The following is a 19,629-nucleotide window of genomic DNA, read 5'->3' as shown; positions in this document are numbered from 1 at the left end:
CGAGGATTGAGATCGGTCCGCCGCAAGCGCCGGCTTCGTTCAAGCAGCGCTGGCAAGTGAAGAACTCGGAAGATGGGGCGCGGATAACGACGTTGCGCCTAGAGGATCTTCGCACGTGCTCGCTCAGCACCTAGGTTGTCAACGGCGCAACGGATTTGTCTACGGTCACGTTCAAATATCCGTTCACACAGGCAGTCAGACGCTCCCCGAAATCGAACAGCTGGTCGACGGTCGAGATCGCGATGCGCTCTTCTTCCTTGCTTTCGTTGAATAGCCCGACAACTAGCTTGGCCTCGTTGTTGAACCGTAGCCGGCAGATCGGCCTGCGGTTGTTGTCGTCGAAGAGGATGGCGCAATAACTCGCAGCGTCGCGGATGAAGATCCGACCTGGCTTGACCACAGGCCGAAGGATCGCGCGAATGATTTGATAGGCCTCGAGCTCGACGGCTGATGGGGCGAATGCCTCTTGAGAAGCTGCGCCCGCCTCTGCATCCGCAACGTCTGCAACGATGGCGACCGGCGAGAGCGGCGTCTCCGGCGTCATCGCGCCCTTGAGCCGCTCATTGATCTTGTCGCCGATGAGCTGCTGAAAGGCACGCTTCGTCACAGCGGTGAACTGGTCCTTCAAGGCTGCCTTGAAGTGTTTACCGACCAAGAACTCCGCCGACACCAGGCGGACGAAATCCTCGGGCGGGTTGGTCATCCATTCGTTCAGCGTGTGCTGGATCGCGCGCGTGTACTTCAGGTGGTTAGCCGTCGTCAGGATGGTCTCGATGTCGAAGGCAGCTTTCGCAAACTTCTTAAGCTCGTCGATCTCCTGCTCGCGGAAGTCGAGGATGTTGAACTCGAAGAACGGCTTCTCGTCCATCTTGTTCGGCTTCTCCAGGTCGGTGAAGAACTTGTACGTGAGGCCGTTGGTCAGCACGCCGAACCGGGCTTCGGTCACGTGGAAGTATCTGAAGAGCTGGCCTGCGTGGTTGATGTTAAGGTCGCCGCCGCTTTTCTTACATTCGAACAGCATGATGGGCTTGCCGTCCTTGAGGATGGCGTAGTCGACCTTCTCGCCCTTCTTAGTTCCCACATCAGCGATGAGTTCAGGCGTCACCTCGAGGGGGTCGAACACGTTGTAGCCGAGCAGCTGGATGAACGGCATCACCATGGCGTTTTTGGTGGCCTCTTCCGTCTGCAAAAGGTCTTTGGCGACCGCGACTCTTGACGCGAGCGATCTGACTTGGTCGATGAAGTCCAATTCCTTCTCCTCATTGTTGTTGGTCCCGTTTGCAAAACGGTCGGGCCATTTTGGTCAGGCACCAAGCTTCCCACAATCGATGCCTCCCCAAAATGTACGACGCAATGCGAGAAACAGACCTGTCCTGCGGATTTGTTCACGATCCGTTGCACAGGAGACGAAACCGCCGCCGTTCGCGGGAGGCGGCGCGGCAAAATTTCGTTGATGATCCGAGAGGAACCTGAATCGCAGCCCCGTCTCACTCGTCCGAACTGGCCCGGCGTGCTGAGCTTGTTGACCGCGCTCGTTGCGGTGGGCACCGTCACCCTTCACGTCATCGGCGTGGCCTCACACCGGTCGTATCTGCAGTACTGGGGCATCGATGCAGGCGTCTTCCCTAGGTCCACCGATCTGGTGTTGATCAACGGCTACTACGGGCTGGTGAATCAGTCGGCCCTCGCCTTCGTCGGGATACTTGCCAACTTCGGGTTGTGGGCCGCTGCCGCGGTCGGAGTGGCGCTCTATCTTTTCATCCTGTTGTCCCCGTGGGATGCCGGTTCCGGTGCAGTGGAGACGTGGCTGGCTGGGCGCGCAGCCTGGGTGCGGCGCCTCGCGCGGTACTTGGCGGGCACATTGCTGGTCGCTGTGATCACTCCGGTCATGCTCGTCGCCTGGACGGCGGTGATGATCGTTCCCGACGCGGTGGGCGCCGCCAGCGGCAGGGCACATGCCGAGCGCGAGGCAGTGGAGTTCACCAAGGGCTGCGAGAAATCGAAGTACATGTGCGTTGAGTTGAAGAAGGACGGCCAGGCATTCGCCTCAGGGTTTGTGCTGGACGGCTCGCCCTCGTATATCGCTATCTTCGACGCGCAGCTCAAGCGTGCTCGGGTCATTCCGCGGGAGGCCGTCGAGTTAATCTCGGGCCGAGCGCCAGTGCTGCCAGATTCGATCGCGCCTTGATCGTCCATCGATTTACCCAGCCACCGCTCCGATGCCCACCGCTAGAGAGACCTTCGAAAGTTCGATCATGGATGCCATCGAGCTCCTTGAACACTTCAATGCGATCAATACCAGACCGCCGCCGCCCAATGCTGAGGTGCTAAAGCGAGCAGGTCTCATCATGGCCTGCACGGCGTGGGAGACTTATGTCGAGGATCGCGTGGAGGAGGCGGTGGATCTGTGGCTGGGCTCGAACCACGCGAGTTTCGAGCACCAGTTTATGCTCAAGCAGCTCAAGCTTACCCTCAAGCAGTTCAACAACCCCAACTCGGAAAAGACCCGCAAGCTGTTCCTGGACTTCCTCGGCATCGATGTCTATGACGGTTGGAGCTGGAACAACTACGACTGCGACCGCGTGCGGATGGAACTCGACGTGTTGATCAAGAAGCGGGGGGACGCGGTCCATCGCTCGAAGGTACTGAGCAGCGGAGTTCCGCAGCCCCATCTCATCAAGAAAGAGGATCTGGAGAAGGCGATCAAGTTCTTGAAGTGCTTGGTCGACGCGACCGATGAGGCTACCGCTGTGCCGCGGCAGCAGGGCCGGCGGGTTGCATAGCGCTGCAAGTTCTCGCATCTCATCGCTGCACCGGCGAGTGCGACATTCGCTTCGCTCTGCAACTGGAGTATGAGTGTCCGGATAGCGCAGGCGACCGGGCGTTTGATGGTGAGCGGCCGTATGTCCGCTGTCGCTGCAAACCGGTAGTGCAAGTCCTGAGATCGCTTGCTCCACCGATCCTTCTAAGCCGGTGCTTGCACTACCCGTGCCTGCCAACATACCGAGGCGCTCAACGCCTGCGCATCAATTCATGTCGAGCAATAAAGCGTCGATAGACTGCCTCGAGCAACACAGGCAGAGACCCGCAGACGCCTGAAACGGCAGGAGACCAGTGGAGCGCGCTGTCTTCCACCGGCAGCACCGAACGAATCAGCGCCTCGATAGGCAGACCTTCGCGGGCGCGCACCTCGGAGCACCGTGCGGCATCAACGGCATCGAAGCACGCCTGCAAGCGCAGCATCCGCATCAGAAAGACTTCAACGTCCAGTCCCGGAAAAGCCCCTTTGACGCGCCGGTGGTCCATCGTGAACTTCGCCGCCACACAAGGCTCTTCGCACAAAGCCACAACAACCCCAACGTTGATGAACTCCCCAGTTTCAATGTCATGCACGTATCGGGTAATGCTGTACGAGTAGCGGCCGTCCATCCCCTCGATGTTGAACGAAGGCCTTCATGTTCGCTTTACGAAAAACGTAGAGCCCGCCTACTCAAACCCCCGGTACGCCAACGCCTCCCTCACATACAGCACCTCTTCCCCCGGCGTGAACGTCCCCTCGATCTCCTCCAGCTCCAGCCGTTCCAGGTCGTACGCCACCCACTCAAAGAGATGCGAGGCGGGCATGCTCGCCAGGTCATCCTCATCGACCCAGGGTTGCAGCCGCACGGGAGCACTCTCCAGCAGCATGCGCAGGTAGATGGCGCGCTTGATCCTGAGCTCCACGCGTTCTTCCGTGGTCATGGCCAGCCGCAGCATCGAGATGTTGTTCTCCCACGCGGCCACGCTGCGCGCGCGCTCCTCGAGCCGGGCCGCTCCCGCGTGGCTGCGCGACAACCAGGCCACCCGCCGGCACTGCTCGACCGCCTTGGCATACGCCAGGCCTTGCAAGCTCCGCAGGGCGGTCTGAACAATGGAGTGCATGGTGCGATCCATCAAACAGGCGACCGGCACCGCTCGCGAGTAGGACGATCAAGACTCCGATCGCCATCGAAGGCGCACTCCATGTCAAAAGACATGACGCAGCGAGGATGGCAGGTTGGCCTACGCAGTGCATGGCTCCTGTCCCAGCGGAAGCTTCGCCCGGTACGCCCTAACTTGTGCGCTTGCTACAGAACACGGGAGAACCCACATGCCAATGACAGCCGCCGCGGCCCATCCGCCGTCCAAGTTCCTGCTGCTGGCCGAGGGCCGGGCAATATGGGAAGCCGGCGCAACGCTCGCGCTCTGGCCGCTGCTCCAGTTCGCGCCTCGCGGTGACGGCCACACGGTGATCGTGCTGCCCGGCCTGGGCGCAAGCGACGGTTCGACGGAGATGCTCCGGAAGTTCCTGGAGACGCGCGGCTACACGGTCGAAGGCTGGGGCCTGGGCACCAACTGCGGCCCTCGGCCGGGCGTGGAAAAGGGCCTGCTCGACCTGGTTCGCCGCCTGCACGACACCTCGGGCACCAAGGTGAGCCTGGTGGGCTGGAGCCTCGGCGGCGTGTTCGCGCGAATGCTGGCCTCCAAGGCCCCCGAGTCGGTGCGTGGCGTCGTTACGCTGGGCAGCCCCCTGCACGGCAGCCCGAAGGCCACGCGCGCCACCAAGGTGTACGAGCTGCTGAGCGGCAGGTCGGCCCACGATCCCAGGCGCCAGAAGTGGGTGAGGCCGACGCCGCAGGTGCCCGCCACGTCGATCTTCAGCCGCTCCGACGGCATCGTGTCGTGGCGCAGCAGCTTCCAGGAAGAAACGCCCTTCACCGAAAACATCGAGGTCGAGGCGAGCCACCTCGGCCTGGGCGTCCACCCGGCCGTGTTCTATGCGGTGGCCGACCGGCTGTCGCAGTCGGAAGGCGAGTGGGCTCCCTTCGCCGCACCGGCGGGGCTGCGGCCGTTTTATCCCGACCCTGCGCGCCACTGAGGCCGCGAGCGGCCCGCCTGCCAGCGTGCCGTAGGCGATTCGCCTCTGGCGTTCGTGCCCACTCGCATCTACCCTGTTCGCATGACCGACCAATACCGCCGCCTTGCCGTCTTCGTCGACCGGCCGAGTCCGGGCAACTTCATCTGGATCCTCATGGAGAGCACGGACGACCCGGCCGTCTGGCTCGACCTGGAGACGGGAGACGACACCTTCGACAACTGGCGCGAAGCCTACGACGCCGGCAACGAGGCGCTGATGGCCTATGTCGACGACGAGCTCGAAGGCCCGGTAGAAACATCGCCCGACGACGCGGACGCCGACTAGCGAGTCAGGGCGAGCGGGGCTAGAGCCGGACCTCGGCGATCCGCGCGCCCTGGATCGATACACCCGCCTCCAGGCCCAGGTTGGTCAGCACGAAGCCGACGACGGGCTGGCGCATCGTGTTGGTGTCGATCCTGCCGTTCGCGCCGATGGTCGCCGCGGCGACGGAGGCATCGGCCCCGACCGTCCAGCCCTTGCTGTTGCGGAACCTGTCCAACGCCTCCTGGGTGGTGAAGACATAGATCACCGCCCTCGAATGCGCACCGGCCTGGAGACCGACCGAACCCGCGGTGGTGCTGTAGTAGGCCTGCGTGCGGTTGCCCACGCGCAGCGCGCCACGGCCGTATTCGGCGCCGACGCCCAGGCTGGCGCCGACCACCGACGGGAACACCAGCACGCCGCGCGACCTGGCAATCAGCTCGCGCGAATCGGGCACGGCGTCGTAGAGCTTGGAGAGCGTGGCGTCGACCTGCGCATCGATCGACGTGCGCGACGCCGAGGTGGTGGGGTGGTCGTCGGGCCGCGTGGTGGTGCAGCCGACGAAGGCCGCGCTGCAGGCGGAGAACGCCGCCACGGTGCAAAGGGTTCGGAGCTTGCTGGTGTTCATGGCCGTTCCTTTCCGAACCCCAGCTTGCGACAGCCGGGGGCGGAAGGTGCAAGCCCGTTGCGCGCGTTGCTGTAGGACGATGCGGGCCGCGCTCCACGGCCGGCCGGCGTGCTATTCATCCCTCCTGGACGCCGGCCATCTGCATGGCCTTCTCGATGCGCGCGCGCGCCGTCTTCAGCGTCTTCCTGCACAGCGCCTCGAGCTTGTCGTTGAAACGGGCGTCGGGCACCACGATCGTGATGGCGCCCACCGGCGCCTCGCCCTCGGCGCGGCGGATCGCGACCGCGAGCGCGACCACGCCTTGCGTGTGCTCGTTGCGCGACACGGCGACGCCCTCCGCGGCGATGGTGGCGAGCTGGGCGCGCAGCGCGGCAACCGAGCCGACGGTCGCGGGCGTCAGCTTCTGCAGCTTTGCGCGGGCCAGGTAGGCGTCGCGCAACGCCTTCGGCATCTCGGCCAGCACCGCCTTGCCGCCCGAGGACGAATACAGCGGAAAGCGCTTGTGATTGTTCATACGGTAGCTCAGCGGCTGCTCGCTGTCGACGCCGCACATGCGCTCCATCTCGTCGTTGCGCAGGGCGGTGTACGACGAGGCCTCGCCGGTAATCTCGGTCGCCCACTGCAGCACCGGCAGCGCGAGCGTGGCCACGTCGGCCCCGGCCTGGGCTTGCGCGACCAGCGCATGGACGGCGGGGCCGAGCCGATAGACCTTGTCCTCTGCATCGAAGGCCACGTACTCGCGCTCGCGCAGGGTCGCCAGCAGCTTGCTCAGGCTGCCCTTGGGCACGCCGAGGCCCACGACGATGTCCGACTGCGACGCGGCATTGCCGTTGCGGCCGATGAATTCGAGCAGGTCGAGCGTGCGCTCGGCGGACTTGACGGGGGCGGTGGTCTGCATGGCGAAAGGGGCTTTGACGGGGGAATTCTCGACGGCAACTATAATGGAAACAGTTTCTATACGGAAACTTTCTGCATTCAGCTGCGCGCCCCTCATGGGCGCCGCGCTGCACCACTCCGGAGACCTCATGCCAGGCAACGAATTCATCAATGAAAGTCTTTCCACGCCCGTTCTCTCGCGCTACGACGTCGTCGTCGTGGGCGGCGGGGCTTCGGGGCTCGTCGCGGCGGTGGCTGCGGCACGCAGCGGCGCACGCACGGCCGTCGTCGAGCGCTCGGGCTGCCTGGGCGGTACCGGCACGGCGGGCATGGTCGCGCAGTGGATCGGCTTCTTCAACGGGCCCGTGCGCGTGGTCGGCGGCATCGGCTTCGAGCTCACCGATCGCGTGCGTGCACTCGGGGGCAGCACGGGCTTTCGGCGCTACACGCTGGCCGAGGCGAGCAGCAGCCCGGTGACCATCACCAACTTTCCCTTCAATCCCGAAGTGCTGAAGATCGCGGCGGACGAGATCACGCAAGAAGCGGGGGTCGACGTCTACCTGCATTCGCAGGTCGTGCGGCCGCTGCTCGGCGAACGCCGGGTCGAGGGCGTGGTGATCGAGAACGCCTCCGGGCGCAGTGCGCTGCGCGCGGCGATGGTGGTCGATGCCAGCGGCGATGCCGCCATCGCAGCGGCGTCCGGCGTGCCCTTCGCGGGCGCCGAGCCCGAGCTGCGGCACCACCGCCAGCCCTGCACGCTGGTGTTCCGCATGTCCAACGTCGACGTGAAGGCCTTCCGCGCCATGCCGCGCGAGGACAAGCGCGCGCTGGCGGTCGAGGGCGTGCAGCAGGGGCGGCTGTTCTGGGAGAGCCTGTCCTTCTGCAGCACGCCCGGCGAGAAGGACGCGATCTGCCTGATGAGCCGCATCCCCGGCATCGACGCGCTGGATGCAGGCGACCTCACGCGCGCCGAGCAGAACGGGCGCCAGCAGGTCAAGTCGGTCGTCGACTTCCTGCGCGAGCGCGTGCCCGGCTTCGAAGCCTCGGTGCTGGCCGGCATCGCCGAGCGCGTGGGCGTGCGGGAAACGCGTCGCATCGTCGGGCGCCACACGCTGACGGAGAGCGACATCGTCGGCGGTGTCCGCTTTGCCGATGCAGTGGCGCTGGGCGCGGGCCCGATGGACCTGCACGAGGCGGGCGGCACCGGCATCGCGCTGTGGATGCCACCGGCGCCTTTCGAGATTCCGCTGGCGTGCCTGCTGCCGCAAGAGATCGCCGGCCTGGTGGTGACCGGGCGCGCCATCTCGGCCACGCGCGAGGCCAACGGCGGGGCGCGGCACATGGGTACGGCCATGTGCCTCGGCCATGCGGCCGGGGTATACGCGGCGCTCGCCGCCGCCGCGCCTGCGGGCACGGAGCCGGCGGCCGGCGAGGTCCGCCGCGTGCTGGTCGAGCAGAACGCGCTGGTGTCCAGCGACGCCGCGGTGCAGCTGGCCGAACGCGAGGCGCCGATCGAGGCGCTGCCCGCCTGATGCGGCCGGTGCCCGCCACGAACGCCTTCACACGAACCCTAGGATTTGCAGGACCCCTCATGTTCACTTTGCGACGCTCTCTCCTGATCACCGCCGCCGCGCTGGCCTTGCCGTGCGCGGGCCTGGCGCAGGGCTTTCCCTCCAAGCCGATCCGGCTGGTGGTGCCTTTTCCGGCGGGCGGCCCGTCCGACACCACCGCGCGCGCCATCGCCACCGGGCTCGGCCAGAAGCTCGGCCAGCCGGTCGTGGTCGAGAACAAGCCGGGCGCCGGCGCCATCGTGGGGAGCGAGGCCGTGCTGCAACAGCCGGCCGACGGCCACACCCTGCTGATGGCGAGCAACGTGGTGTCCACCGGCAAGTGGCTGTACCCCAACATGTCCTTCGATCCGCTGCGCGAGTTCCGCGCCGTCGCGGGGGTCTTCAAGAGCCCGCACCAGGTGGTGGTGGCGCCCGGCTTCAAGGGCAAGGGCATCCAGGACCTGATCCGGATGGCCAAGGAGAAGGGCGAGGCGATGAACTACGCCTCCTCCGGCGCGGGCACCATGCCGCACCTGGGCGCCGAGCGCTTCAAGCAGGTGGTCGGCGTTTCGATGACGCCCATTCCGTACCGCGGCTCGGCGCCCGCGCTCACGGCGGTGCTGGCCGGCGAGGTGCCGGTGTACTTCGACATCGAGTTCTCCGCCCAGTCGATGCTGAAATCAGGCAAGCTGCGCTCGCTGGGCGTGACCAGCCTGGAGCGCTCGCCGCAGTTCCCCGACGTGCCGACGCTCGACGAGCAGGGCGTGAAGGGCTTCGAGCTCTACTCGTGGTTCGGCATCGTGGCGCGCAGCGGCACGCCCGATGCCATCGTGCAGAAGCTCAACGCCAGCCTCAACGAGGTGATGCAGGAATCCGACTTCAAGACGCGCCTGGCAGCGCTCGGCGCGCAGCCCATCGGCGGCAGTCCGGCGGTGTTCCAGAAGATGATCGAGTCCGATTCGGCGCTGTGGGGCGATGTGATCAAGAAGGCGAAGATCCAGCTCGATTGACCCCGGCCTTCTCGCGCAGCACGCCGTTGATTTCGGCACCGAAGATCAACGTGCTGGCGCTGATGTACATGAACACCAGCGTCGCGACCACGCCCGCGAAGCTGCCGTACAGCAGCGCCAGTTTTCCGGCGGTGCGCAGCGTGTAGGACAGCGTGGCGGCAGCCGTCACCCACAACGCGGCGCCCACGAGGGCGCCGGGCAGCACGGTGTACAGCCGCTGGGGAATGTCGGGCAGCCAGCCGTACAGGAGCGCGTACAGCGCCGCCAGCGTCAAGTAGGCCAGGCCGTAGCGCACGCTGAGGTGCATCCACAGGGCGTCCCGGCCGCCCCCGCCGCTGGCCTCTATGGCCTTCCACACGTACGGCATCACGATCACCGAGCTGAAGGCAAGCAGGACGCCGAGCCCCACGATGCAGGTGAACACCGTGACCTTCAGGCGCGCTTTCCAGAACGAGAGGCCGCGTTCGATGCCGTACGAGCGGTTCAGCGCCGTGCGGACCGACTGCATGCCCGACGACGCCGTCCACAGCGTCGCCAGCACGCCGATGGTGAGCATGGTCTGGTTGCGTTGGGCCAGCACCTGGTCGATCACCGGTTCCACCGCGCCGCGCACCATCGCTGGCGCATAGCCCATGACGCGCTGGGCCAAGGCCGCCGCCTCGCCCGGCTGCCCGACGAAGGCCGCGGCGGCCGACACCAGGATCAGCAGCGGGAACATCGCCAGCACCCACGAGAACGCCATGCTGCCCGCCTGGTTGGCGCTCTGGTGAACGACGTAGTTGCGCACCGCCTGCAGGATGACACCCAGGCCGGGCGCAGCCATCGCGGCCTGCCGCGCGCGTGCCCAGGCATCGCTCAGGAGGCTCACGACTCGCCTCCGCCGCGGCCAGCCCTCAGGAGAGCCGCCGCAGATAGTCGTCCACGCTCGCCGAGAGCTGCTCGCCCGCGGGCAGGCTGCCTTCGGGCGTGAAATGGTCGACCACTTCGGGGAGCAGTTCGGACAGCCCACTGCGTGCCTCGTCGTCGCCGATGCCGGCCTGCTGCGCGATCTGGTGAAGCTGGTCCTGGCCCAGCACTTCGTCGATGGCGTTCGGCGGCAGCGCTTCGTTTGCGCCGGTGCCCACCCAGGAGTCGGCCTGCCGGCCGTAGCCCTTGTGCGTGAGCTGGCTGAGCAGGTCACCCAGGCCGCCCATGCCGCCATGGCCTGCGCCGCCGCCCTGCTGGCGTCGCTGGTTCAGCATGCCGAGCACGACGGGCAGGAGCGCCATCAGCACCGGGCTCATGCCGCCGCCGCGCCGGGGGTCGCGGCCACCGAGTGCATTGCCGGCCAGGCCGCCGAGGATTTGGGTCAGGAGTCCCATGTCGATCTTTCTCAGTGGGTGCGACCGCGTCGCACCAGGTGGATGAATGCCGTGGATTGATTCATGGTGCGCTCCTTGATCAAGTGCAAGCAGCGTCGTGCGACGGGCGCTGCAGCCCTATAGGACAACGCCTCGAACGCGAGAGGTAAAACACGGGCCTGGCCCGTGCGCAGTGCTGCTACACCGTCCGGCGGCCACTAGCCCGCCACCAGCAAGCGGACGAGAACACCCAGGCAGCCCGCGGCGATGAGCGCCGCGACGGCCGTCGTGACCAGTCCGGGGCGTCCGCCGCCTCTTTGCTGCGGCGCCTGCGAAGCGACGCGGGCTGTCGACGCAGCCGTCTCGAAGGTCGGACTGAACGGGTTGTAGAGCGCGCCGCCCAGGCTGGCGGTGTCCGGCGCGGCGCCTTCGGCATCGACACGGCCGGGCTGCTGGCCCGTGCCAAGCTCGATGAAGGGCGTCTTGCCGGTGTCCGCCGCCAGCAAAGCTCCGGCCGGGGCCAGCGCAAGCGCTGCCAGGCACAGCGCTGCCGATGTCCGGCGCGCTCGATGCATGCTCGTCCCACTGGCCACGATGGAGCTCCTGGGAGGCGCGGCCCGTTACTGATTGCTGCCCGTCAGCCTGTGCGCCTGGTGATTGCCGAAGGTCAACGGGGAAGCCTCGCAACTGAGCACGGTCGACCCGGAGGTGATGACGACGCTGGCAGTGTCCGCCGTGCCCGGCTCGCCCGCATCGACGAAGGTGAACGAGATCGTCGCGGGCTGGCCATTGAAGGTCCCGGTGCCTTCGCCCACGAAGGTGTCGAAGGGCGCGACCGGAGGTTTCTGGTCGATGGCCGCGTCGTCGCTGCACAGGCCTTTCGTCAAAGTGGTCAGGTGGAAGTTGTCGCCCCCGGAGAAGTTGATCTCGAGGTTGTTGGGCTCGGCCGGGTCGGCACCTTCGAATGCGCCTCCCGTTCCGCAGTGCAACTCGAATCCGTGGGTCACTCTTTGGAACCCACCGTAGTAGGGGCAGAAAAAGCTGCCGCCGCCAGTCATCCGGCCCGGTTCGTGGGCCCATGCAGAACTTATCGTCACCAGCGCTGCCACTGCTGCGCCGGCGCAGAGCACGGCCTTGCCGAGAGGCTTGTCCATGGTCATTCCTTTGCCCCGCCACGGGCGGTGATACCAGGGCCAAAGCCGATCACCGAAAAACTGAACATACCCACCGGTAGACGCTCAGGCCCCTTGGGCGCGGGAGGTTGTACGCCCAAAACACGGCGCTCTCCATATCACCAATGGCCTACCTGGAGCGCGGCGTCAGAGCGCGCTGCGCTGCTGAGCATCGGCTCCCCGGCAAAGCGCCGTGCCTCTAGCGACGCAGCCGCTCCAGGGCCTGCAGCAACTGCGCGCCGGCCTCGGCGATGGGGCCATCGTTGCGAACCTCGATGGCGTAGGGCGGCGGCAGGAACGCCAGCGCGCGCTGCACGCGGGCCTCGACTCTCTCGGGCGCCTCGCGCCCCCGTGCCAGCAGGCGCTGCCGCAGCACGTCGAGGCTGGCCGTGACGTGCACCGCCGTCAGTTGCGGAAACCTCGCGGCAGCCTGCGGCAGGTAGGCGCGCGATCCGTTGACGAGCACCCAGTCGCCGCGATGCAGCGGCGCGAGCTCGTCGTGCAGTACGCCGTAGCGCAGCCCGTTGGCCTGCCAGTCCAGCGCAAAGGCCTGCGCCTGGTGCAGCAACCCGAAGGCCTGCTCGCTCACGCTGTGGTGCTGCTCGTCGCCGTCGCGGACCGGCCGCGTGATGGTGCGGCGCGCCAGGTGCAGGGGCAGGTGCGGCGGCAGATGGTCCTTGAGCCAGGCGATCAGGCTGTCCTTGCCGGCGCCAGACGGGCCCATGACGTAGACGAGCTGGCCTTTCATGCGGCGGCGCGGAAGTGGCCCCGCGACGGGCGCGCGGCGCGCCGCGCGAATGCCGGTGGAGGAGAAGACGTCGTCGTGGCTGACATGCAGATGTGAGAAGGGTCGCGCGCAAGCCTGCGCGAGGTTTCATTTTCTCCAAACAAGCTGTCAGCGTGCCGCTTGGATGTTCCTGCCTCCTGACAATGCAGGCACGCCGGTTGCCGGGATGAGGATGAAAGATGAAGGTATCAGCCGGATACGCAAATCGCCAAGCCGCCTACAGGCGCGGCGTCTCGGCTTGCTACCTTGTTGATGCTCCCCGGTTTTCGGAGTCACGGTTGATGCGAAGCGACGAACAACACGCAAAGAAGCGAAGCGCCCGTTGGACCCGCCTGCTGCTGCTCCTGCTGAGCAGCCTGCTGCCGGGCGCGCTCGCGCTTTCGCAGGACGGCCAGTGGACCCTGCCTGCCGGCGACCTTGCCAGCATGCGCTTCAGTTCGCTGGACCAGATCACGGGGGCCAACGTCGCCAGGCTGCAGCCGGCCTTCACGTTCGAGACGGGCGCCATGCGCGGCCACGAAGCGGCGCCACTGGTGGTCGGCGGCACGATGTACATCGTGGGGCCCTATCCCAACGTCCTCTTCGCGCTCGACCTCACCAAGCCCGGTGCGCCGCTCAAGTGGAAGTTCGAGCCCAAGCCCGAGGCAGGCGCGCAGGGTGTCGCGTGCTGCGACGTGGTCAACCGTGGCGCCGCATACGCCGACGGCCGGGTGTTCTTCAACACGCTCGACAACCAGACCATCGCCGTCGATGCGGCGAGCGGCGCCGAGCTGTGGCGCGCAAAGCTGGGCGACATCCGGCTCGGCGAGACGATGACGATGGCGCCGCTGGTGGTGAAGAACAAGGTGCTGGTCGGCAACAGCGGGGGCGAGTTCGGCGTGCGGGGCTGGCTCACCGCGCTCGATGCGGCGACCGGCAAGACGGCCTGGCGCGCGTGGAGCACCGGGCCCGATCGCGACGTGCTGATCGGTGCGCAGTTCAAGCCCTTCTATCCGCAGGACCGCGGCAAGGACCTCGGCGTGAGCTCCTGGCCGCCCGAGGCCTGGAAGATCGGCGGCGGCAATGCGTGGGGCTGGATTTCGTACGACCCTGAGCTCGACCTCGTCTACTACGGCACCGGCAATCCGGGCCCATGGAATCCGGAGCAGCGCCCCGGCGACAACCGCTGGACCAGCGGAGTCTTCGCGCGGCGCCTCGACACCGGTGAGGCGGTGTGGTTCTACCAGTTCAGCCCCCACGACCTGCACGACTACGACGGCGTCAACGAGAACATCCTGATCGACGCGGAGATCGGCGGCAAGCCGCGCAAGGTGCTGGTCCACCCTGACCGGAACGGCCACGTCTACGTGATCGACCGCACGAGCGGCGAGGTGCTCTCGGCCAATGCCTTCGTCAAGGTCACGACTTCGTCCGGTGTGGACCTGAAGACGGGCCGACTGCTCTACGAGCCCTCCAAGGAGCCGAAGGTCGGCAAGACGGTGCGCGAGATCTGCCCGACCTCGCCGGGCGGCAAGGACTGGCAGCCCTCTGCGTACTCGCCGCGCACGCGGCTGCTCTACATCCCGCACCAGAATCTCTGCCAGGACAGCCAGACCTCCCAGGTCAGCTACATCGCGGGAACGCCCTACGTCGGGGCCGACGTGAAGATGTACCCGGGACCTGGCGGCCATCGCGGCATGTTCACGGCCTGGGACCCGATCGCCGGCAAAGTGGTCTGGCAGAAGCAGGAGCCATTCCCGGTCTGGAGCGGCGCGTTGGCGACCGCCGGCGACCTGGTCTTCTTCGGCACGATGGAAGGCTGGTTCAAGGCCGTTGATGCGAAGAGCGGCGCGGTGCTGTGGCAGTACAAGACCGACTCGGGAATCATCGGCCAGCCGGTTTCCTACCGCGGTCCCGACGGCAAGCAGTACGTGGCCGTGTTGTCGGGCGTCGGCGGCTGGGCCGGGGCGGTGGTCTCGGGCGGCCTCGATGCACGCGACGGCACGGCGGCGCTGGGGTTCGCCAACGCTATGAAGGATCTGGCCGCTGCCACGCGCAAGGGCGGGAAGCTGTATGTCTTCAAGCTGCCGGATTGACGTCGCAGGCTTCGCGCGCGCCGGCGCCGTGGTGCTGGCCCTGCTGGTGGGCTTCAGCGGCGGCTCGCCCGCAAATGCGCAGGAGGCGGCCCAGGCCGCGTTGCGCGTCTGTGCCGAGCCGGACAACCTGCCTTACTCCCGCGAGGACCAGAGCGGTTTCGAGAACCGCATCGCCCGCTTGCTGGCCGACGACCTGCAATGGCCGCTGCAGTACGAATGGCTGCCGGACCGCCGGGGCTTCGTGCGCAAGACGCTGGGCGCCCGTGCGTGCGACGTGATCATCGGCGTGCCGGTCGACGACGAGCGCGTGCTGACCACGCGGCCCTACTACCGGTCGAGCTACGTGTTCGTGCAGCGCGCGAGCCCGGCGCGCAGTGCCCGTGCGCTGCGCTCCTTCGACGACGATCGCCTGCCGGCATTGCGCGTCGGCGTGCAGCTGGTCGGCAACGACCTGGCTGCGACGCCGCCCGGCTATGCGCTCGCGCGCCACGGCGCGGTGCGCAACGTGGTCGGCTTCACGCTTTATGGCGACGGGCCGCCGGCCTGGCGCATGGTGGACGCGGTGGCGCGAGGCGAGCTCGATGCTGCGCTGGTCTGGGGCCCACAGGCGGGCTACTTCGCGGCCCGCGCCGTGCCGGCGCTGGAACTCACGCCGGCGGAGCCCCCGTCCGATGTGGACCTGCCCTTCGCGTTCTCGATCGCGATGGGCGTGCGAAAAGGCGACCGTGCGATGAAGGCGCGGCTCGATGACTTCCTTCTGCGGCGTGCTGCGGACATCGACCGCATCCTGGATGCCTATGCGGTGCCGCGCCTGCCCTTCCCGGGCCTGGAGCGGCCATGAACGTGCGGCCGATCGCCGGTCCCGCGATGGTGGCGCTTCTGGCGGCGCTCGCCCTCGGCGGCTGCGAACGCGAGATGCGCCGGCTCGAAACGCCGCCCGACAACCAGGCGAGCCCGCGTGCCGAGGCGCCGCGGACCAGCCCCCTGCAGCCTGCCCAGGAGCGCGGCGACGCAGTGCGCCTGCCAGCCGGCAACGGCGAGGGCTACGTGGAGAATGCCTTCGCCGTCGCCCAGGGCAAGCGCCTGTATCGCTGGTACAACTGCAACGGCTGCCATGCGCAGGGCGGCGGGGGCATCGGCCCCGCGCTCACCGACGACCAGTGGCGCTACGGCAGCGAGCCGGCGCAGATCTTCAGCACCATCGTCCAGGGCCGGCCGAACGGCATGCCCTCCTTCGGCGGGCACCTGAGCGAAGACCAGATCTGGCAGCTAACCGCCTACGTGCGCTCGATGAGCGGCCAGCTGAAGAAGGACGTGGAGCCCGGCCGCGCCGACAGCCTGCAGGCCAACGAACCCGAGGCGGGCCGCGACCGCGAGCAACCGAAGCCGGGAGCGAAGTGATGAACGCCGTGCACGACGTGCTTGCCCCCTTCGGTCCCCAGGCCGCGCACGTGCGCACGCTGTGGGAGCTGACGCTGGTGGTCTGCACGCTGGTGTTCGCCGCCATCCTCGCCGCGCTGGTGTTCGCCCTCTGGCGTGCGCCGCGCTCCAGCCCCCAGAGCCCGCCGGACGTGTCGTCGCTGGAAAGGCCCGAAGCCGGCAAGCGGCGCACGGTGGTCGCTGCCGTCACGGTGTCGACGCTGCTGCTGCTGGGTCTTGTCGGCGCCAGCTTCTTTACCGACCGCGCGCTGGCGCGGCTGTCCACCGAAGACGCGTTGCGGCTCGAAGTCACGGCCCATCAATGGTGGTGGGAAGTGCGCTACGTCGAGCCGCAGGTCGCCGACAGCTTCATCACGGCCAACGAGATCCACGTGCCCACCGGCCGGCCGGTGATCGTCACGCTCAAGGCCGACGACGTGATCCACAGCTTCTGGGTGCCGAGCCTCTCGGGCAAGAAGGACCTGATCCCGGGCCGCACCAGCACCCTGCAGTTCCGTGCCGACCGCGACGGCGTCTATCGCGGCCAATGCGCGGAGTTCTGCGGCTTCCAGCATGCGCTGATGGCCTTCTTCGTGGTGGCCGATCCGCCGGAGCGCTACGCGGCATGGGCCGACGCGCAGCGCCGGACGGCCGGCGATCCGCCTGCCGGCGAAGCGCTGCGCGGCCGCAGCCTGTTCATGAATTCGAGCTGCGCGATGTGCCATGCCATCGACGGCACCAGCGCGCAGGCGACGCGCGGGCCGAACCTCACTCACGTCGCCGGCCGCGGCACGCTGGCTGCGGGTGCGCTCGCCAACACGCCGCAAGACCTGAAGCGATGGATTTCCGATCCGCAGCAGATCAAGCCCGGCACCAACATGCCCGCCACGGCGTTGTCCCGCGAAGACATGGACGCGCTGGTGAGCTACCTGCAGACCCTGCGCTGACACACCATGAACCCGCCCGCACAAGCTCCCGCTTCGCGCCTGAAGGACGGCGCCGGCCCTGCGTCGCGCGAAGCCGCTGCGCTGGACGACACCTGGCGCGACCCGCCCGGCCTCCTGGGCTGGCTCGCCGCGGTCAACCACAAGTCGGTCGCGCGCCGCTTCATGGTGACGACCTTCGGCTTCTTCGTGGCCGGCGGCCTCCTCGCGTTCGTCATGCGCCTGCAGCTCGCGCGCCCGGATGCGCACCTGGTCGGGCCGGACCTCTACAACCAGCTGTTCACGATGCACGGCTCGACCATGATGTTCCTGTTCGCCGTGCCGGTGATGCAGGCCGTCGCTGTCTACCTCGTGCCGCTCATGGTCGGCACGCGCAGCGTCGCGTTTCCGCGGCTGAACGCCTTCGCCTACTGGATCTTCCTGTTCGGCGGGCTGATGCTCTACACGGCGTTCCTCCTCAACGCCGGGCCGGACGTGGGCTGGTTTGCGTACGTGCCGCTCGCCGGGCCCGACTATTCCCCCGGCAAGCGCGCCGACTTCTGGGCCCAGATGATCACCTTCACCGAGCTGTCGGCACTGCTCGAAGCCATCGTCATCATCACCACCGTGTTCAAGCTGCGCGCGCCGGGCATGACGCTGAACCGCATTCCGCTGTTCGTCTGGGCCATGCTGGTGACCGCCTTCATGGTGCTGTTCGCCATGCCTTCGGTGATGCTCTCCAGCACCATGCTGATCCTGGACCGCCTGGTCGGCACGCACTTTTACAACCCGGCCGAGGGCGGCGACGTCGTGCTCTGGCAGCACCTGTTCTGGTTCTTCGGCCATCCCGAGGTCTACCTGATCTTCCTGCCGGGACTGGGCTTTCTCTCGGCCATCATCCCGACCTTTGCGCGGCGGCCGATCTACGGCTACACGGCGATGGTGCTGGCGCTGGTGGCCACTGCCTTCCTGGCTTTCGGCCTTTGGGTGCACCACATGTTCGCGGCCAACCTGCCGGAGCTCGGCAAGAGCTTCTTCACCGCGGCCAGCATGGTGATCGCGATCCCGTCGGCGGTGCAGATCTTCTCCTGGATCGCCACGCTGTGGAGCGGCCGGCTCGACTTCAAGACGCCGCTGCTGTTCGTACTCGGCTTCTTCTTCATCCTGGTCCTCGGCGGCATGACGGGCATCATGCTCGCCTCCGTGCCTCTGGACCTGCAGGTGCACGACACCTACTTCGTGGTGGCGCACCTGCACTACGTGCTGATCGGCGGCGCGGTGTTCCCGCTCTTCGGCGCCTTCTACTACTGGTATCCCAAGTTCACGGGCCGGCTCATGAGCGAGCGGCTGGGGCGCTGGAACTTCTGGCTCTTCTTCGTCGGCTTCAACGTCGCCTTCTTTCCGATGCACCTGCTCGGGCTCAAGGGCATGCCACGCCGCGTCTACACGTACCAGGCGGGGCTGGGCTGGGACGACCTGAACCTGGTCGCGACGGTGGGCGCGTGCGTCATCGCGCTGTCGGTGCTGCTCTTCATCGTGAACGCCCTGCTCAGCCTGCGCCGCGGAGCTATCGCGGGCGACAATCCATGGGGCGCCGGTACGCTCGAATGGGCGACCGCGTCGCCACCGCCGCCTTGCAACTTCCACGCGATTCCCGTGGTGCATGGGCGTGAGCCGCTCTGGGTGGCCCCGGGCGCCGGCGTCGACGGCAGACAACCAGCCTTCACCCATGTGAGCGGACTCGCGGCCGATACCCGCGAACTGCTGGCCACAACCGTGCTCGACGCGCGGCCGGACCTGCGCGTCAATTTTCCGGATCCGACCATCTGGCCGCTGGTCAGCGCCATGGCCGTGACGGTGCTTTTCGTCGGCTCGATCTTCACGCCCTGGGCGGTGGTGTGGGGCAGCATCCCGATCGCCATTGCGCTCACCGCGTGGTTCTGGCCCCGCCGCTCGGAAACGGCGGTGCATCTGAGCCTGGAGCGCAGCCCATGAATGACTCGGCCGCTCCGAAGGCGAACAGCAGCGCAGCCGAAGGTGCTCGATCGATGGGACGCGAACTCGATGTCTCCGCACTGCCGAGCTTCGCCTTCGGCCACCGCAGCCTGATGTGGTGGGGCACCTTCGGCCTGATCGCGATCGAAGGCACCCTGTTCGCACTGGCGATCGGCGCGTATCTGTACCTGCGCAGCCAGTCCGACGACTGGCCCATCTCGGCGCCGCCCCCGATGCTGATGTGGGGTTCGATCAACACGCTCATCCTCGTCGTCAGCATGTGGCCGAACCACATGGCCAAGCGTGCAGCCGAAGCCTGCGACCAGGTGGGCGCGCGCCGCTGGCTGCTCGCATGCCTGCTGTTCGCGCTGGCTTTCCTGGTGATTCGCGGCTTCGAGTTTGCCGCCCTGCACGTCCGTTGGGACAGCAATGCCTACGGCTCCATCGTCTGGGTGCTGCTCGGGCTGCACACGGTCCACCTGCTGACCGACACCTACGACACGGCGGTGCTGGACGTGCTTCTCCACACCGGCCCGATGGAAGGGCAGCGCTTCTCCGACGTGAGCGAGAACGCGCTGTACTGGTACTTCGTCGTGTTGTCCTGGCTGCCGATCTATGCCGTCATCTATGGCGTGCCGCGCCTGCATTGAGGAGCAT

General features: G+C 67.1%; 22 protein-coding genes. 12 read left to right on the top strand and 10 right to left on the bottom strand.

The window, feature by feature from the left end; translation table 11 throughout:
• Positions 1–130 precede the first annotated feature (130 nt).
• Positions 131–1,249: a type I restriction endonuclease gene (locus E5CHR_RS29565; protein ID WP_162583319.1), complete on the bottom strand. Its 1,119-nt coding sequence runs from the start codon at positions 1,247–1,249 to the stop codon at positions 131–133.
• Between the two features lie 270 nt (positions 1,250–1,519).
• On the opposite strand from E5CHR_RS29565, the gene E5CHR_RS29560 reads away from it, so the two are divergent.
• Positions 1,520–2,188: a hypothetical protein gene (locus tag E5CHR_RS29560; RefSeq protein ID WP_162583318.1), complete on the top strand. Its 669-nt coding sequence runs from the start codon at positions 1,520–1,522 to the stop codon at positions 2,186–2,188.
• A 67-nt stretch (positions 2,189–2,255) separates the two neighbouring features.
• Positions 2,256–2,783: a HEPN domain-containing protein gene (locus tag E5CHR_RS29555; protein ID WP_197893884.1), complete on the top strand. Its 528-nt coding sequence runs from the start codon at positions 2,256–2,258 to the stop codon at positions 2,781–2,783.
• A gap of 229 nt (positions 2,784–3,012) precedes the next feature.
• On the opposite strand, the gene E5CHR_RS29550 is transcribed toward E5CHR_RS29555, so the two are convergent.
• Both E5CHR_RS29550 and E5CHR_RS29545 read right to left on the bottom strand, forming a co-directional pair.
• Positions 3,013–3,429, bottom strand: a complete 417-nt coding sequence (locus E5CHR_RS29550; protein WP_162583316.1) for a DUF3037 domain-containing protein — start codon at positions 3,427–3,429, stop codon at positions 3,013–3,015.
• A gap of 57 nt (positions 3,430–3,486) precedes the next feature.
• The gene (locus E5CHR_RS29545; RefSeq protein ID WP_162583315.1) at positions 3,487–3,921 is read right to left on the bottom strand and encodes a hypothetical protein; all 435 of its coding nucleotides are present in this window, start codon (positions 3,919–3,921) and stop codon (positions 3,487–3,489) included.
• A 208-nt stretch (positions 3,922–4,129) separates the two neighbouring features.
• Here E5CHR_RS29545 and E5CHR_RS29540 point away from each other — a divergent pair, with 208 nt between their 5' ends.
• Together E5CHR_RS29540 and E5CHR_RS29535 are read left to right on the top strand one after the other, a co-directional pair.
• Entirely contained in the window at positions 4,130–4,897 is a 768-nt protein-coding gene (locus E5CHR_RS29540) for an esterase/lipase family protein (RefSeq protein ID WP_197893883.1), read from the top strand.
• Positions 4,898–4,978: 81 nt separating this feature from the next.
• Positions 4,979–5,221 carry a hypothetical protein gene (locus E5CHR_RS29535; RefSeq protein WP_162583314.1) on the top strand — a complete coding sequence of 81 codons (243 nt, stop codon included), beginning with the start codon at positions 4,979–4,981 and terminating at the stop codon, positions 5,219–5,221.
• Between the two features lie 19 nt (positions 5,222–5,240).
• Here E5CHR_RS29535 and E5CHR_RS29530 read toward each other — a convergent pair whose 3' ends face one another.
• Positions 5,241–5,825 carry a BPSL1445 family SYLF domain-containing lipoprotein gene (locus E5CHR_RS29530; protein WP_162583313.1) on the bottom strand — a complete coding sequence of 195 codons (585 nt, stop codon included), beginning with the start codon at positions 5,823–5,825 and terminating at the stop codon, positions 5,241–5,243.
• 115 nt (positions 5,826–5,940) lie between these two features.
• On the bottom strand, positions 5,941–6,723 hold the full coding sequence (locus tag E5CHR_RS29525) for an IclR family transcriptional regulator (RefSeq protein ID WP_162583312.1): 783 nt from the start codon (positions 6,721–6,723) through the stop codon (positions 5,941–5,943).
• 127 nt (positions 6,724–6,850) lie between these two features.
• On the opposite strand from E5CHR_RS29525, the gene E5CHR_RS29520 reads away from it, so the two are divergent.
• Together E5CHR_RS29520 and E5CHR_RS29515 are read left to right on the top strand one after the other, a co-directional pair.
• The gene (locus E5CHR_RS29520) at positions 6,851–8,233 is read left to right on the top strand and encodes an FAD-dependent oxidoreductase (protein WP_162583311.1); all 1,383 of its coding nucleotides are present in this window, start codon (positions 6,851–6,853) and stop codon (positions 8,231–8,233) included.
• 59 nt (positions 8,234–8,292) lie between these two features.
• Complete coding sequence (locus E5CHR_RS29515) at positions 8,293–9,261, top strand: Bug family tripartite tricarboxylate transporter substrate binding protein (protein ID WP_162583310.1); 969 nt, start codon at positions 8,293–8,295, stop codon at positions 9,259–9,261.
• Here the strand turns inward: E5CHR_RS29515 and E5CHR_RS29510 are convergent.
• From E5CHR_RS29510 to phnN, 5 genes are all read right to left on the bottom strand, one after another.
• Positions 9,233–10,129, bottom strand: coding sequence for a YihY/virulence factor BrkB family protein (locus E5CHR_RS29510; RefSeq protein WP_162583309.1), 897 nt, complete (start codon positions 10,127–10,129; stop codon positions 9,233–9,235). The two genes, E5CHR_RS29515 and E5CHR_RS29510, sit on opposite strands and share 29 nt — an antisense overlap.
• Positions 10,130–10,154: 25 nt before the next feature.
• Positions 10,155–10,622 carry a YidB family protein gene (locus tag E5CHR_RS29505; protein WP_162583308.1) on the bottom strand — a complete coding sequence of 156 codons (468 nt, stop codon included), beginning with the start codon at positions 10,620–10,622 and terminating at the stop codon, positions 10,155–10,157.
• A 197-nt stretch (positions 10,623–10,819) separates the two neighbouring features.
• Complete coding sequence (locus tag E5CHR_RS29500) at positions 10,820–11,194, bottom strand: hypothetical protein (RefSeq protein ID WP_162583307.1); 375 nt, start codon at positions 11,192–11,194, stop codon at positions 10,820–10,822.
• 27 nt (positions 11,195–11,221) lie between these two features.
• The gene (locus tag E5CHR_RS29495) at positions 11,222–11,755 is read right to left on the bottom strand and encodes a hypothetical protein (protein ID WP_162583306.1); all 534 of its coding nucleotides are present in this window, start codon (positions 11,753–11,755) and stop codon (positions 11,222–11,224) included.
• A 217-nt stretch (positions 11,756–11,972) separates the two neighbouring features.
• Positions 11,973–12,521 carry a phosphonate metabolism protein/1,5-bisphosphokinase (PRPP-forming) PhnN gene (phnN, locus tag E5CHR_RS29490; protein WP_162583305.1) on the bottom strand — a complete coding sequence of 183 codons (549 nt, stop codon included), beginning with the start codon at positions 12,519–12,521 and terminating at the stop codon, positions 11,973–11,975.
• Positions 12,522–12,841: 320 nt separating this feature from the next.
• Between phnN and E5CHR_RS29485 the strand changes: the two genes are divergently transcribed.
• Genes E5CHR_RS29485 through E5CHR_RS29460 form a run of 6 tightly spaced genes read left to right on the top strand, consistent with a single transcriptional unit; the run spans position 12,842 to position 19,622 of the window.
• On the top strand, positions 12,842–14,635 hold the full coding sequence (locus tag E5CHR_RS29485; protein WP_162583304.1) for a methanol/ethanol family PQQ-dependent dehydrogenase: 1,794 nt from the start codon (positions 12,842–12,844) through the stop codon (positions 14,633–14,635).
• Positions 14,613–15,476: a substrate-binding domain-containing protein gene (locus E5CHR_RS29480; RefSeq protein WP_162583303.1), complete on the top strand. Its 864-nt coding sequence runs from the start codon at positions 14,613–14,615 to the stop codon at positions 15,474–15,476. Before E5CHR_RS29485 ends, E5CHR_RS29480 begins: the two co-directional genes overlap by 23 nt.
• Positions 15,473–16,036, top strand: a complete 564-nt coding sequence (locus E5CHR_RS29475; protein WP_162583302.1) for a c-type cytochrome — start codon at positions 15,473–15,475, stop codon at positions 16,034–16,036. The genes E5CHR_RS29480 and E5CHR_RS29475 overlap by 4 nt, the downstream gene beginning before the upstream one ends.
• The gene (gene coxB / locus E5CHR_RS29470) at positions 16,033–17,001 is read left to right on the top strand and encodes a cytochrome c oxidase subunit II (RefSeq protein ID WP_162583301.1); all 969 of its coding nucleotides are present in this window, start codon (positions 16,033–16,035) and stop codon (positions 16,999–17,001) included. Before E5CHR_RS29475 ends, coxB begins: the two co-directional genes overlap by 4 nt.
• Before the next feature lie 6 nt (positions 17,002–17,007).
• Complete coding sequence (ctaD, locus tag E5CHR_RS29465) at positions 17,008–18,972, top strand: cytochrome c oxidase subunit I (protein ID WP_162583300.1); 1,965 nt, start codon at positions 17,008–17,010, stop codon at positions 18,970–18,972.
• Positions 18,973–19,025: 53 nt separating this feature from the next.
• Positions 19,026–19,622 carry a cytochrome c oxidase subunit 3 gene (locus E5CHR_RS29460; RefSeq protein WP_162583966.1) on the top strand — a complete coding sequence of 199 codons (597 nt, stop codon included), beginning with the start codon at positions 19,026–19,028 and terminating at the stop codon, positions 19,620–19,622.
• Positions 19,623–19,629 lie beyond the last annotated feature (7 nt).

Source organism: Variovorax sp. PBS-H4 (assembly GCF_901827205.1).
In the GTDB taxonomy this organism is placed as follows: domain Bacteria; phylum Pseudomonadota; class Gammaproteobacteria; order Burkholderiales; family Burkholderiaceae_C; genus Variovorax.
This window is presented reverse-complemented; position numbering and strand designations above follow the sequence as displayed.

What these genes read in the sequence shown, in the direction of transcription:
- E5CHR_RS29515 (WP_162583310.1), top strand. Translation starts at nt 8,293, where the DNA reads ATGTTCACTTTGCGACGCTCTCTCCTGATCACCGCCGCCGCGCTGGCC.
- E5CHR_RS29540 (WP_197893883.1), top strand. Translation starts at nt 4,130, where the DNA reads ATGCCAATGACAGCCGCCGCGGCCCATCCGCCGTCCAAGTTCCTGCTG.
- E5CHR_RS29555 (WP_197893884.1), top strand. Translation starts at nt 2,256, where the DNA reads ATGGATGCCATCGAGCTCCTTGAACACTTCAATGCGATCAATACCAGA.
- E5CHR_RS29530 (WP_162583313.1), bottom strand. Translation starts at nt 5,825, where the DNA reads ATGAACACCAGCAAGCTCCGAACCCTTTGCACCGTGGCGGCGTTCTCC.
- E5CHR_RS29480 (WP_162583303.1), top strand. Translation starts at nt 14,613, where the DNA reads ATGTCTTCAAGCTGCCGGATTGACGTCGCAGGCTTCGCGCGCGCCGGC.
- E5CHR_RS29525 (WP_162583312.1), bottom strand. Translation starts at nt 6,723, where the DNA reads ATGCAGACCACCGCCCCCGTCAAGTCCGCCGAGCGCACGCTCGACCTG.
- E5CHR_RS29550 (WP_162583316.1), bottom strand. Translation starts at nt 3,429, where the DNA reads ATGGACGGCCGCTACTCGTACAGCATTACCCGATACGTGCATGACATT.
- E5CHR_RS29505 (WP_162583308.1), bottom strand. Translation starts at nt 10,622, where the DNA reads ATGGGACTCCTGACCCAAATCCTCGGCGGCCTGGCCGGCAATGCACTC.
- E5CHR_RS29495 (WP_162583306.1), bottom strand. Translation starts at nt 11,755, where the DNA reads ATGGACAAGCCTCTCGGCAAGGCCGTGCTCTGCGCCGGCGCAGCAGTG.
- E5CHR_RS29460 (WP_162583966.1), top strand. Translation starts at nt 19,026, where the DNA reads ATGGGACGCGAACTCGATGTCTCCGCACTGCCGAGCTTCGCCTTCGGC.
- E5CHR_RS29545 (WP_162583315.1), bottom strand. Translation starts at nt 3,921, where the DNA reads ATGCACTCCATTGTTCAGACCGCCCTGCGGAGCTTGCAAGGCCTGGCG.
- E5CHR_RS29475 (WP_162583302.1), top strand. Translation starts at nt 15,473, where the DNA reads ATGAACGTGCGGCCGATCGCCGGTCCCGCGATGGTGGCGCTTCTGGCG.
- E5CHR_RS29520 (WP_162583311.1), top strand. Translation starts at nt 6,851, where the DNA reads ATGCCAGGCAACGAATTCATCAATGAAAGTCTTTCCACGCCCGTTCTC.
- E5CHR_RS29535 (WP_162583314.1), top strand. Translation starts at nt 4,979, where the DNA reads ATGACCGACCAATACCGCCGCCTTGCCGTCTTCGTCGACCGGCCGAGT.
- E5CHR_RS29485 (WP_162583304.1), top strand. Translation starts at nt 12,842, where the DNA reads ATGCGAAGCGACGAACAACACGCAAAGAAGCGAAGCGCCCGTTGGACC.
- ctaD (WP_162583300.1), top strand. Translation starts at nt 17,008, where the DNA reads ATGAACCCGCCCGCACAAGCTCCCGCTTCGCGCCTGAAGGACGGCGCC.
- phnN (WP_162583305.1), bottom strand. Translation starts at nt 12,521, where the DNA reads ATGAAAGGCCAGCTCGTCTACGTCATGGGCCCGTCTGGCGCCGGCAAG.